Origin of the sequence: Burkholderia sp. Bp8994 (genome assembly GCF_003853805.1) — a bacterium.
Classification (GTDB): domain Bacteria; phylum Pseudomonadota; class Gammaproteobacteria; order Burkholderiales; family Burkholderiaceae; genus Burkholderia.
The window spans coordinates 115,367-127,851 of the sequence record NZ_QTQH01000013.1 but is presented as its reverse complement, the minus strand read 5'-3'; the positions used below and the strand labels follow the sequence as shown (position 1 = coordinate 127,851).

At 70.1% G+C, this 12,485-nt stretch carries 12 protein-coding genes; 2 read left to right on the top strand and 10 right to left on the bottom strand.

The annotated features are described in order from the left end of the window. Positions 1–40 precede the first annotated feature (40 nt). The 6 genes from DIE04_RS29775 to DIE04_RS16275 all read right to left on the bottom strand — a co-directional run bounded on the left by DIE04_RS29775 (position 41) and on the right by DIE04_RS16275 (position 5,603). Positions 41–184 (bottom strand): hypothetical protein, encoded by a 144-nt coding sequence (locus DIE04_RS29775; RefSeq protein ID WP_185500367.1) that lies wholly within the window; start codon positions 182–184, stop codon positions 41–43. Next, the gene (locus DIE04_RS16295; protein ID WP_044843515.1) at positions 181–552 is read right to left on the bottom strand and encodes a GFA family protein; all 372 of its coding nucleotides are present in this window, start codon (positions 550–552) and stop codon (positions 181–183) included. Before DIE04_RS16295 ends, DIE04_RS29775 begins: the two co-directional genes overlap by 4 nt. A gap of 168 nt (positions 553–720) precedes the next feature. Continuing rightward, complete coding sequence (locus tag DIE04_RS16290; protein ID WP_124521732.1) at positions 721–1,821, bottom strand: nitronate monooxygenase family protein; 1,101 nt, start codon at positions 1,819–1,821, stop codon at positions 721–723. 279 nt (positions 1,822–2,100) lie between these two features. Next, positions 2,101–3,360: an MFS transporter gene (locus tag DIE04_RS16285; RefSeq protein WP_124521734.1), complete on the bottom strand. Its 1,260-nt coding sequence runs from the start codon at positions 3,358–3,360 to the stop codon at positions 2,101–2,103. Further along, positions 3,357–4,559, bottom strand: coding sequence for a YbfB/YjiJ family MFS transporter (locus DIE04_RS16280; RefSeq protein WP_124521736.1), 1,203 nt, complete (start codon positions 4,557–4,559; stop codon positions 3,357–3,359). Before DIE04_RS16280 ends, DIE04_RS16285 begins: the two co-directional genes overlap by 4 nt. 117 nt (positions 4,560–4,676) lie before the next feature. Then, positions 4,677–5,603, bottom strand: a complete 927-nt coding sequence (locus DIE04_RS16275) for a LysR family transcriptional regulator (RefSeq protein ID WP_044843518.1) — start codon at positions 5,601–5,603, stop codon at positions 4,677–4,679. Between the two features lie 143 nt (positions 5,604–5,746). Between DIE04_RS16275 and DIE04_RS16270 the strand changes: the two genes are divergently transcribed. Together DIE04_RS16270 and DIE04_RS16265 are read left to right on the top strand one after the other, a co-directional pair. After that, entirely contained in the window at positions 5,747–6,916 is a 1,170-nt protein-coding gene (locus DIE04_RS16270) for a hypothetical protein (protein ID WP_124521738.1), read from the top strand. A 486-nt stretch (positions 6,917–7,402) separates the two neighbouring features. Further along, complete coding sequence (locus DIE04_RS16265; protein WP_124521740.1) at positions 7,403–8,860, top strand: MFS transporter; 1,458 nt, start codon at positions 7,403–7,405, stop codon at positions 8,858–8,860. An 89-nt stretch (positions 8,861–8,949) separates the two neighbouring features. On the opposite strand, the gene DIE04_RS16260 is transcribed toward DIE04_RS16265, so the two are convergent. The 4 genes from DIE04_RS16260 to DIE04_RS16245 all read right to left on the bottom strand — a co-directional run bounded on the left by DIE04_RS16260 (position 8,950) and on the right by DIE04_RS16245 (position 12,454). Then, positions 8,950–9,843, bottom strand: coding sequence for a LysR family transcriptional regulator (locus DIE04_RS16260; protein ID WP_124485468.1), 894 nt, complete (start codon positions 9,841–9,843; stop codon positions 8,950–8,952). A gap of 120 nt (positions 9,844–9,963) precedes the next feature. After that, positions 9,964–10,791 carry an alpha/beta hydrolase gene (locus DIE04_RS16255; RefSeq protein WP_124521742.1) on the bottom strand — a complete coding sequence of 276 codons (828 nt, stop codon included), beginning with the start codon at positions 10,789–10,791 and terminating at the stop codon, positions 9,964–9,966. A 294-nt stretch (positions 10,792–11,085) separates the two neighbouring features. Next, on the bottom strand, positions 11,086–11,469 hold the full coding sequence (locus DIE04_RS16250) for a VOC family protein (RefSeq protein WP_124485470.1): 384 nt from the start codon (positions 11,467–11,469) through the stop codon (positions 11,086–11,088). 19 nt (positions 11,470–11,488) lie between these two features. Next, the gene (locus DIE04_RS16245) at positions 11,489–12,454 is read right to left on the bottom strand and encodes a hydroxymethylglutaryl-CoA lyase (RefSeq protein WP_124521746.1); all 966 of its coding nucleotides are present in this window, start codon (positions 12,452–12,454) and stop codon (positions 11,489–11,491) included. Positions 12,455–12,485: the final 31 nt, after the last annotated feature.

Here is a 12,485-nt window from a genome sequence, read left to right as displayed (position 1 = left end):
CCGATCGACAGCACGCGACGCGAGCGATGCCCGCTCACGCTCAGGCTCGATCGCCGTCGTTCCGGCCCCGGCGCTCGCCGTGCCGTTGCCGGCTGATCGACAGCAGCGAACACTGCACCGGATGCGCGATTTCGGTCGCGAGGCCGCCCGCGGCGAACAGCAGGATCGTCAGCCAGCGTTTCATGCATCCTCCACGACGGACAGGCTCGCGCCGTCGGCGACGGTCGCGTCGAGCGCATACGGATCGACGCCTTCGAGGCAGCCGAGATTGACGCGCCAGCACGCGGGATCCTTGCGCGTCTGATGAAACGGGTAGACACCGCACCGGCTGCAGAAAAAGTGACGGGCCGTGCGCGTGTTGAAACGGTAGGTCGTCAGCGCGTCCTCGCCTGCGACGATCTTCAGGTCGGCGGCGGGGAACATCGGGCTCATCAACGCGCCGCGACGGCGGCAAAGGCTGCAGTTGCAGCGAACGGCCGGCGCAAGCGCGGTCCGGACCTGGAATTTCACGGCGCCGCAATGGCAGGATCCGTTGAACCATGTAGCAGACATGTCGTGCTCCTCGAGAGGTGATGTCTGCTTTATATCGAACCCGGGCGGACGCGTTGTATCGCTCTGTATCCGCGCGGTGCGCAGACACAGAGCATTGCAATTTTGTCGCGAACGGTGCGGACTTCAGCGCCTTCCGGCGCGTCCGCCGCGCGCCGCGTGATCCGGCACTCAGTCCAGCGCGTGCTGCAGCCGCGAGATGGCCGCCCGCGTCTCGCGCTCGAGCGTCGCGAACAGTTCCGCCGCCGGCAGCGACCGCACGAGCGGCGCCGCCTGCCCTGCCCACTGCGCGCCGTAGCCGAACTCGCCCTTCGCCTTCGCGGCCGCATGCAGTGCCTTGCCGGCGTCGTACGCGATCGGATAGGCGGGCGTCGCCGGTGCGTGCGGATCGTCGCCGAGCGCCGTCAGCCGGTTCGCGATGCCGCGCGCGACACGGCCGGAGATCGCGGTCGTGAAGGTCGTGCGGTGCGCCGCGTCGCCGAGGATCGCGCGGCGATATCCGTCGTCGATCGACGTTTCGGGACACGCGACGAACGCCGTGCCGAGTTGCGCGGCCTGCGCACCGAGCGCGAGCGCCGCGGCGATGCCGTCGCCGTCCATGATGCCGCCGGCGGCGATCACCGGCAGCGCGCATTCGCGCACGAGCAGTCGCGTCAGCGCGAACGTGCCGAGCCGGTCGTCGTGCGCCGTCGAGTCGAATACGCCGCGATGCCCGCCGGCCTCGATGCCCTGCGCGACAATCGCATCGATGCCGGCCGCGGCGATCTGGCGGGCTTCGTCGGGATGCGTCGCGGACGCGAACAGCGTGATGCCGGCGCGCTTGAGCATCGCGATCGCCTCGTCGGACGGCAACCCGAAATGAAAGCTCACGACCGCCGGTTTTTCCTCGAGCAACATCGCGAGCATCGCATCGTCCGCGACGAAGCTCGTGTAGATCTCCGACAGCGCCGCCGGCGGCGTCGCGCCGTATTCGCGGAACACCGGCGCGAGCCACTCGAGCCACGCGCGCTCGACGGCGGCATCGGCACGGGCCGGCTGGTGGCAGAACAGGTTGATGTTGAACGGCCGGTCGGTGAGCGCGCGCGTGTCGCGGATCATCTTGCGCGCGCCGTCGGCGTTCGTCGCGCCGACGCCGAGCGAGCCGAGCCCGCCCGCGTTCGACACGGCAGCCGCCAGCGCGGGCGTGCTGACGCCGGCCATCGGCGCCTGGATGATCGGAGTGCGGACGCCGAGCGTGCGCAGCAGCGTCCGGTTGTCGGTCGGTCGATTCATGTCGTTGCCTCCTGCAACGTCCGGGATCGGAAGGCTCGGGCCGGCTGCCGGCCGAAGCGGCTGGGTCGGGTCCGGCGACGTCGCGCATGCGCGGTGCGTCGTATGGACCCTGTCATGCGAATGCGAAAGCGGTGCCGGATACGGCGGCTGACCAAACGACGACGCGGCCGTCGCGACGCGTGGTTGCGGCGTCGCCTCCGCACGGCGTTCGAACCGGCCGCCCCGCAACTGCGCCCATGCTACGCCAGAGCTCCGCCCGCGGGCCAGCGCGCAGCGCTTCTACCGGCTGCGCACCCGATATGCGAGCGCCGCGCAGGCCGCCAGCAGCGCGGCCGTCACGAAGAACACCGAATGCAGGCCGAGCGCGACGCCGATCTGTCCGCCGATCACCGGGCCGATCACCTGCCCGCCGAACTGCGCGGACTGCAGGTAGCCGAGCATCTGGCCCGTCGCGCGCTCGTCGACCGACTGCCGGACCAGCTTGCCGATCGACGGCAGCAACCCGGCGAGCGTCATCCCCATCAGCACGCGCAGCGCGGCGAGCTGCCACCAGTGCGTGACGAACGCCTGCGGCAGCATCGCGAGCGCGGTCAGCAGCAGGCAGCCGACGATCACGTTCCAGCTGCCGATCCGGTCGGCAAGCGCGCCGAGCCGCGCGGCGGTCAGCATGCTGCCGAGTGCGGAGCCGGCCATCACGACGCCGGCGACGCGCGCCAGATGATTGCCGTCCACGCCGAGCCCGCCGATATAGACCGTGATGATCGGCTCGATCGACATGTTCGCGAGCAGCACCATCATCGCCGTCACGAGCAGCGCGGCGACCGCCACGCGATCGGTGCGCCGGGCCGGGTTCGCCGACGTTGCGCGGGCGTGCCGCGCGTGCGCGTCGGTGGCCGGATCGAAGTCCTCCTTCACGACGACGATCGTCAGCAGCGCGGCGACGGCGATCATCGCGCCACCCGCGAAAAACGTGCCGCGAATGCCGAGCCAGCCCGGCAGCAGGCCGCCGACGAGCGGCCCGACGAGATTGCCCGCGAGCGCGCCGGTCGACAGGATGCCGAGCGCCCAGCCCGCGCGTTCGCGCGGCGCCTGGGTGCCGACCATCACGGTCGACGCGGACGCATAGCCGCCGACGAGCCCGGCGATCAGCCGCAGTGCAACGAGTTCCACCACGTTGTGCGCGACGCCGATCAGCGACATCACGACGGCCATCCCGAGTGCCGCGCGCACGAGCATCGGCTTGCGGCCGAAGCGGTCCGCGAGGCGGCCCCACAGCGGTGCGGTGACGGCCGTGCCGAGGAACGTCGCGCCGAACGCGACGCCCGACCACTGGATCACGGCCGACTGCGCGTCGACGCCGAGCTGCCGCACATACAGCGGCAGGAACGGCAGCAGCATGCTGAGACTCACGAGCGTCGTGAACGAACCGAACACGCACACGGCGAGATTGCGGCGCCAGTAGCGCGCATTGCGTTCGGCGTAGCCGGCGCTCGAGCGGCCGGCGTGTGCGGCGGCCGGTGCGTGGGCGGTCGTGCTCATCGCGTCCTCGCCGAGGAGATCACGTCGACCGCGAGCGCCAGCAACAGCGCGGCGGTGCCGACGCCGAACAGCGCTTCGTAACGGCCGCCGCTCGATGCGAACAGGTACGACAGACCGTAGGCGGCGACCGCCTGCATGATCGCGAAGCTGGTCGTCGCGCTGCGCCATGCGCGCTTCGCGACCGACGGATGATGCGCGAGCAGCTCGTTTACGCGGCCCAGCGCGAGCGGCACGATGCCGGGCGTGAACGCGCCGACGAGCAGGCTCGACACGATCAGCGCGGCCGGGCCCAGGCCGAGCAGCGGCAGCGCGACCGCGACGGCTTCGATCGCGAATGCGATCCGCAGTGCGCGGCCGAAGCCCGCACGGTCGGCCAGATGCCCGCACGCGAGCGGCCCGACGATCGCGCCGAGGCCGTACAGCACCCAGTACTGCGCGCCCGCGTCGACGCCCTTGCCGAGTCCGCGCGCGACGTAGTCGACGAGGAAGATCATGTGCGGGACGAGCCCGACCGCGTTGAGCCCGTATTCGACGTACAGCGCGCGCAGGCTGCCGGCCGGCAGGTTGCGCGCGTGCGCGGCATGCGCCGCGGCGGCTGCGGGCCGTGCGTCGTCGGCCGGCCAGCCGCGCCACGCGACGGCGGTCAGCAGTAGCGACACGATCGCGAGCCCGAGCCACGTGACGGTGAGCCCTTGCCGCAGCAGGATCGGCACGATCGTGCCCGATGCCGCGATGCCGAGCCCGATCCCGGTGAAGATGCCGCCGCTCGCGAAACCGCGCCGGGACGGCGGCACGTGCGTGAGGATCGCCGGCGCCGCGAGCACCATCAGCGCACCGCCCGACAGGCCGGACGCGAACCGCCACACGAAGAACCACACGAACGACACTGGTGCCGCGCACGCGACGAATGCGAGTGTCGCGAGCAGCATCATCGCGCGCAGCACGGCGGTCGAGCCGGCGCGGCGCGCGAGCGTGCCGGCGACCAGCGCGCCGGCCAGATAGCCGCCGAGGTTGGCCGCCCCGAGATACGCGGCGGTGGACGCGGGAAACCAGTGCGCACCGATGATCGCCGGCAAGAGCGGCGTGTACGCAAAGCGCGCCAGGCCGATCCCGATCAGGCTCGCGCTGGCGCCGGATACCGTGCCGCGCCACACGTTGAACGCGGGGGCGTGCGGCCGGTCGAGAAGCGCTTGTTGCATGGAGACCTCCCATTCGCTGGGCGGATGCACGCGCATCCGCCGGTTGAAGGAAGTCTAGATTGAACCGGGTATCGGGAGAATCCATGCAGCACGGAAGCCATTCTTCCGCAACGCGATTCAATCTCCGTCGGTGATGGCCGCCAGCTGCGCGAAATGCTCGCGCAATCGCGGCGCGGCGAAATCGACGAACGTCCGCACCTTCGGCACCGACAGGCGTCCGTAAGGCGTGACCAGATGAATCGGCAGCGGCGCGTGCTCGCTGTCGCGCAGCACGATGCGCAGCGCGCCGTCCCGCACCGGCTCCGCGACGTGATACGAGAACAGCCGCGTGACGCCGTGGCCGGCGAGCGCCGACGCGAGCGCACCGCGGATCGTGTTGACGATGAAGCGCGGTGCGAACTGGACCACCTGTGGCAGCGCCGACGGCGCGGACGGCGGAAAGCTCCACGAATCGAGCCCGAAGTGCGTCATCGAGATGATCCGGTGCCGGGCGAGATCGGCCGGCGCGGTAATCGGCGGATGGTTCGCAAGGTAGTCCGGCGACGCGACGACGACACGCCGCACCGCGCCGACCGGCATCGCGACGAGCGTCGAATCGCTCAGGTGCGCGATGCGCAGCGCGACGTCGATGCCCTCGTCGATCAGGCTGACGGGACGGTCGAGCAGTTGCAGGCGAATCGACACGGCCGGATGGCGGTCGATGAATTCGTCGATGAGCGCACGCAGCACGTCTTCGCCCGCGGCGACCGGTGCGGTGATCGTCAGCAGGCCGCGCGGCGCCGAGCGTTCGTCGGCGATCAGCATGTCGGCTTCCTCGAGATCCGCGAGGATGCGGCGGCACGCTGCCGCATAACGTTCACCGGCTTCGCTCAAACGGATCGTCCGGGTGGTCCGGTACAGCAGCGCGGTGCCCGTGTGTTCCTCGAGAAACGCGAGCGCGCGGCTGACGGCCGCCGGCGAGCGGCCCAGCCGGCGGCTCGCGCCCGCGAGGCTGCCCTCGTCGAGCGTGGCGACGAACACCTTCATCGCATCGATTCGGTCCATGTCGTGTGCGGGGGCGCGTGGGGTCGTGTCGTGGGCGGGAAAAGCCAGCGAGCAGTCTACCGTACGCGTTGCGCAACGCGGGGGCAGCGCGGTCGCGCCGCTTCGTGAAATACTTCGGCCACGCGTCCTTGCGGAACTTCGAGATGACCGACTTGCCTGCCGTGCCCGCGTTGCGTTGCGTCGTCATGCGTTGCGCGTCGGCGTGCGTCGTCGCGTGGCTGGTCGCCGGGCCGGCGATGGCCGGCTCGTCGGCGGTGTCGCCGCCCGGGTTGCCGGCGCCCGCAATCCGCTCGCCGCAACGCATCCTGTTCGTCGGCGACAGTCTCACGCACGGCCGTTACACGCCCGTGCGTTCGTACGGCGCGATGCATGCCGGCCGTCAGGCCGCAGGCGCGGCCGCGGCGCGGGTGATCGACGAGAACTTCGGGCAGACCGGCGCCCGCGCGGAACGCGAGCCGGGCCCGTGGGGCGGGATTCCGGGCATCTTCGCGCGGTTTGCCGTCGAAGCCGGGCTCGACTATGACGTCCATCTCGAAGCGATGTCGGCGACGAGTCTCGCCAAACACGACCGCGTTGCATCGGACGTGATCGACCGGCCCGTCTGGGACGCGGTCGTGCTGCAGGAGTTGAGCGCGAAGCCGCTGCCGTTCGTGCTCACGCATAGCCGTGCCAGCGATCCCGCCGCCTTCTGCGCGAGCGTCGCGAAGATCGCGCGCGGCATTCGCGCTGCTGCACCGCAAGCGCGCGTCTATCTGTACGAAACCTGGCCGGGCGCCGATCTCGCGAAGGCGCTAGCGGGCGAGCCGGGCAGCGCCGGCTTTCACGCGCGCTATGTCGAGCGTCTCGCCGAACTCGGCGCCGCGTATCGCGATGCATTCGAACGCGCCCGCCGCACCGATCCGTCGATCGTGGCCGTCGCGCCGGTCGGCCGCGCATGGCAGCGCGCGTGGATGGCGGGCATCGCCGATCCCGATCCGTATGCGCCGTCGGGCGCCCCGCTGCTGTGGTACGGCATGCGCGCGCACAACGACCCGCCGATCTCGCGGCTCGACTATCAGCATCCGGGCGTGACGGGCGCTTACCTCAGCGCCCTCGTGCTGTTCCAGCAGATCGCCGGCGTCGACGTGCGCACCCTGGGCGCGCGGGAGCAAGCAGCCGCGCAGCTCGGCATCGCGCCGGACCTGGCGGTGAAGCTGCAGGCGGTTGCGTCGGAGACGGTGCGGCATGAACGGGCGGACGTCGGGGTCGGGACCGGCACCGATGCCGGTGCGGCGGCGACGGATGAACGGTCCGATCCGTGCGCGTCGCCATGAGCCGGATGGGCGGACGAGCGGCGGCGCTGCACATTCGGTGCGTCGCAGCGATCGATGAACGCTGACGAATGCAAGGTCCCGCGGCGTCGCTCCGCCGTTCCGTCGCGCGGCGCCGGCGGATTGACCGAGGATACCGAACCGCGCGGTACGCCATCACCATCACCGGCCGCCGAATCCGCGCAGCGCGGCCTATCGTTTTCCCTGCCCTGACCTTCCAGCTTCGGCTCGCCTTCCGTCCGACGCCCGCCCAGCGGGCGTTTCCCGGCCTTTCTGCGCGGGAAAGGATGCTTGAAGCATCCGCAATTATCGCGTCGCGCAAATTCGCCGACCATGTTTCGGACGATCGGCGCGATCGCGCGCATCCGGCCTTTCGCGGGCCTTGCGGGCACGTGCGCCGCGTCGCGCGACCGGGCCCGTGATGCCGGCCGCGAATAGCCGCGAACGGCCGGGCATCGCGCCACGGCAAATCGATAATCAGGAGACACGATGAACAGCCAATCCCTCGACCTTGGCGGCACCGCGGGCGGACCCGCGTCCGCCGCATCGTCCGCGGCCCGGGCCGGCGCCGATGCGACGGCCCTGCCCGCGCGTGGCATCACGCTCGGCGAATTCATGGACGACCTGCCGGTCGGTGCGCTGCACCGGTTCGTCGTCTGGGTGATCGGCATCGGGCTGTTCTTCGACATGTACGAGATCTTCCTCGTCAGCACGATCGGCTCCGCGCTGCAGCACGAATACGGGCTCAGCCGGCAAAGCGTCGATTTCAAGCTGCTGCTCGCGTCGGCATTCATCGGAATGTTCGTCGGCGCGCTGTGTCTCGGCAGCCTCGCCGACCGCATCGGCCGGCGCAAGGCGTTCCTGATGACGCTCGTCTGGTACAGCGCGTTCTCGCTGATCGGCGCGTTCTCCGTGAACGCCGACATGCTCGTCGCATGCCGCTTTCTCACGGGCATCGGCGTCGGCGCGATCTACCCGGTCGCCGACAGCTTCCTGTCCGAAATCCTGCCGAAGGACAAGCGCGGACGGCTTGCCGCATGGGCCTATACGACTTCGTACGTCGCCGTGCCGCTGGTCGGCTTCCTCGCGCTGTGGCTGAATCCGCTGCACGTCGCGGGCGTGGCCGGCTGGCGCATCATCCTCGCGATCGGCAGCCTCGGCGCCGTGTACGTGCTGCTGGTCCAGCATCGTCTGCCGGAAAGCCCGCGCTGGCTGCTCGCGCAGGGCCGCGCCGCGGATGCGCATGCCGCGGCGAAGCGCTTCGCGGACAGCGCGGGGGTGCGCGTGCCCGACCAGTTCGCGGCATCGGCCGAACCGCAGCGGCCGCTGCGCGTCGGCGAGCGCATCGCGCTGCTGCGCCGCCGGCCCTACGGCGCGCGCTACCTGATGCTCGCGGTATTCCACCTGTTCCAGGGCTTCGGCTATTACGGCTTCGGCACGCTCGCGAGCACGGTCGTCAAGAGCCGCGGGTTCGACGTCACCGACAGCACGCTGTTCATCGCACTGTCGTTCATCGGTTATCCGATCGGCTCGCTGCTGTCGATTCCGCTGCTGAACTGGATCGAGCGCCGCACGCTCGTGATCGTGTCGATCCTCTCGATCGCCGCGTTCGGGCTGTGCTTCGCGTATTCGGGCAATACGGCGCTGATCGTCTGCTTCGGGTTCCTGACGACCTGCGCGTCGAACGTGTTCAGCAACGCGTATCACGTGTATCAGGCGGAGATCTTCCCGGCGCGCGTGCGCTCGACCGCGATCGGCAGCACCTACTCGCTGTCGCGCATCGTCAGCGGCGCGCTGCCGTTCGTGCTGCTGCCGGTGCTGGCCGAGCACGGCGCCGGAGCGATGTTCGGCGTGATCTCGGTCGCGCTCGGCATCGTCGCGGTCACGCTGCGCGTGCTCGGGCCGCTGACCACGCGGCGCAGCCAGGACGACATCAACCCGGTATGACGCGGTATGCGGCACGGGGCATGCGTGCCCCGTGCGTCGCGCCTGCCGCGCGTTGAACGCAGGTCGCGCATTCGTCGCATTCTTCGCATTCAGCGCGCCGACATGAAATCGAACAGCTTCGCGATGTCCGTCGTCAGCACGGTGCCGGCCTTCACGCCGACCCACAGCGTGCGCGTCGCCCACGCGTCGTCGAGCGTCACGACGCCGAGCCGCGCCGCGCGCTCGCCCGTCACCGCATCGCGCGGCAGCACGCCGATCCCGAGCCCGGCCTCGATCATCCGGCTCACGCCGTCGAAATTCGATACCTGGATGCGCAGCTTCAGCGAGCGCTCGGCCGCGAACGCGGCGTCGGTCATCCGCGCGAGCAGCGAACTGCCGTCGCTCAGGCCGACGTAGTCTTCATCGAGCGTATCCGCGAAGCGGATGCTGTCGCGCGCGGCGAAGCGATGCCCGCGCGGCACGAGCAGCACGAGCTCGTCGCGCCGGTACAGCCGGCGTTCGATGCCCGGCGCCGGCACGTTGTCCGCGAACACGCCGAGATCGGCCTTGCCGGACCCGAGCGCATCGACGATCTCGTGACTCAGCCTTTCCTCGAGACTGACCTTGATGCCCGGGTTGTCGGTCAGGAACGCGGCGAGATCGGCCGGCAGGAACTGGACGATCGCCGACGTATTGGTCCACACGTGAATGTGGCCGCGTACGCCGGCGACGTAATCGCTCATCTCGTGCGCCATCCGGTTCACCTGCTCGATCACCTTCGCCGCATGTTCGAGCAGCGCGCGGCCCGCGGGCGTCAGCTCGACGCCGCGCGCATGCCGGACGAACAGCGCGCTGCCGGTCACGCTCTCGAGTTCGGCGATCCGCTTGCTGACCGCGGACAACGTGAGCTGACCGTGTTCGGCCGCCTTGGTCAGGCTGCCGTGCTCGGCGACGAGCGCGAACACGCGCAGCGACTGCAGATCGAAATGAAGCGGGTTCACCATGACGAGGATCCTGGGGTGTGCCGTGCGGCGCGTGCGAACGGCGCCCGACCGGCTTGATGCCGATCATACGCCCGGCCATGCACGCGGCGAAAGCGCGCGAGACGGCGCAGGACGGCGCGCTCAGCGCGGCGCGATCGCCTGCAGTGCGGCGAGCATCGCGCTGTCCGGTCGCGCTAGATCGTCGAGTACCGTGAAGTGCTGCATGCCCGGCAGCCACGCGCGTGCAACCGGCTCGCCGGCCGCCTCGCATGCGTCCGCGTATTCATGCGCATGGCGCACCAGCTCCGGCAACTCGGCCGCGCCGACCGCGACGACGGTCGGCGCACCGGGGCCGACATGACGCAGCGGGCTGTAGGCGGCGATTTCCTGCGCGGTGAGTCGAAGCTTCTCGCCGAGCACGCACAGCGAGATCGGCTCGAGATCGACGAGCGGGCTGATCGCAAGCGCCGACACGACCGCCGGATGCGCGCGATACACGGCGGTCAGGTGACCGCCTGCCGAGTGGCCGCTCAGGTGGATCGGCCGGCCGCCGGTGCCGATGCGATCGGGATCGGCCGCGAGATGGTCGAGCAGCGCGCCGATCTCGCCGACGATGTCGGTCATCGATGCAGCCGGTGCGAGCGTGTATTCGGCGAGCACGACATCGAACCCGCGTGCGAGCGGCCCGGCGGCCGCGTACGCGAAATCTTCCTTCGCGCAGTGCTGCCAGTAGCCGCCGTGAATGAACACGAACAGCGGCGCGCCGGGCAGGCCGCAGCGCAGCCAGTCGAAGCGCTGCGCGGGGCGCGACCCGTAACGCAGGTCGCGCTGCGCGGGCGTCGCGGCGTAAAGCGCGGCACTGCGTGCCTGGCAGGACGCGAGTACCGCGGGGAAGTCAGGAATGGCCTTCGTGTTCAGGTAAGCGGCGTCGAGCGCCGCGCGGTCCATGCCGCGATAGAGGATCGTCATTCGGAATGTGCGTGGGTCGGATTGCGGATCCGCGGGACGCGCGTCGCGCCCGCTGCGAAGGCGGCGGACGGACCGGCGCCGATGCACGCCATTATCCGCAGTACAACGGGGCGCGCCTATCCGGAATCGGCGGGTGCGGTACGCGCCTGTCCGCTTTCGGCGGAGGATTGCTGCGTGGCGGGCGCATCGCGCCGGCGCATGCGGAACCGGCAGAACGGACGCGATGCTGCGCCCACGCCGCACGACAGCTCGGCATGACCGCCGCGCGCGCCGTGCAATTCACGGCAACGCAACTCAGATCAGCTCGGAGATCTCGATCAGGTTCAGGTCCGGGTCGCGCACGTACACCGACCGGATCTTCTGCGTCGCGCCGGTGCGCTCGACGGGCCCTTCGACGATCGGCCATTCGACGAGGTGCAGATGCGCGATCACGTCGTCGAGCGGCACCGACGCGATGAAGCACAGGTCGAGCGCGCCGGGCACCGGCACGTGCGCCTTCGGCTCGAACTCCGCGCCGCGCACGTGCAGGTTGATCTTCTGGTTGCCGAAGCGGAACGCGAGCCGGCCCGCGCCGAAGGTTTCGAGCTGCATCTGCAGCACTTCGGTATAGAAATGCTTCGTCCGCTCCGGATCGACGCAAGTCAGCACGAGGTGGTCGAGGTGGTCAATCAGTGCCATGTGATTCGCTCCGGTTCGGTTACGAGAAAGCCCGCTGCGCCGGCATGTGGCCGGCTTCGGCGCGCGGTGGCGGATGCAGGTCCGAGCGGCGCCCGGCCTTCAGGATCTGGCTCGGCACGTCATGCCCGATCAGCGCGGGCAACCGCGCGGCCGCGGCGAGTACGCCCGCCAAGTCGACGCCCGTATCGTAGCCGTCGAGCGCGAGCATGTGCACGAGCTCCTCGGTGCACGCGTTGCCGGTCGCGCCCGGCGCGTACGGACAGCCGCCGAGGCCGCCGAGCGATGCGTCGAAGCGGTCGATGCCGGCGTCGAGCGCGGCGAGCGTGTTCGCGAGCGCCATGCCGCGCGTGTTGTGAAAGTGCAGCGTGAGCTGCAGCGCGCCGAAGCGTTCGCGCGCGCGTTCGGCCAGGTCGCGCACCTGGGACGGATACGCCATGCCGGTCGTGTCGCACAGCGTGAAGCCGTGCACGCCGAGATCCGCGAAGCGCTGCATCCACGCGAGCACGGTTTGCGCGCGCACGTCGCCTTCCATCGGGCAGCCCATCGCGGTCGACAGCGACACGTTGAGCGCGACGCCGGTGCCGCGCACCGTGTCGATCACGTCGCGCAGTTGCGCGAACGACTGCTCGCGGGTCATCCGCAGGTTCGTGCGGTTGTGGCTCTCGCTCGTCGACATCACGAGGTTCACCTCGTCGACGCCGCACGACAGCGCGCGTTCCGCGCCGCGCACGTTCGGCACGAGCACCGTATAGACGACGCCCGGCGCGCGCACGATGCCGTGCATCACGGCTTCCGCGTCGCGCAGCGCGGGGATCGCCTTCGGCGACGTGAACGACGTGACCTCGATCTTCGCGTAGCCGCACGCGCTCAACGCGTCGACGAGCGCGATCTTGTCGTCGGTGTCGACGAACGCCGCTTCATTCTGGAAACCGTCGCGTGTCGCGACTTCGTGAATATAAAGTCGTTGGGGATGGGGCTGGTTCATGTCGTCGTCCGGGTGGCGGCGGGTTGGTCGC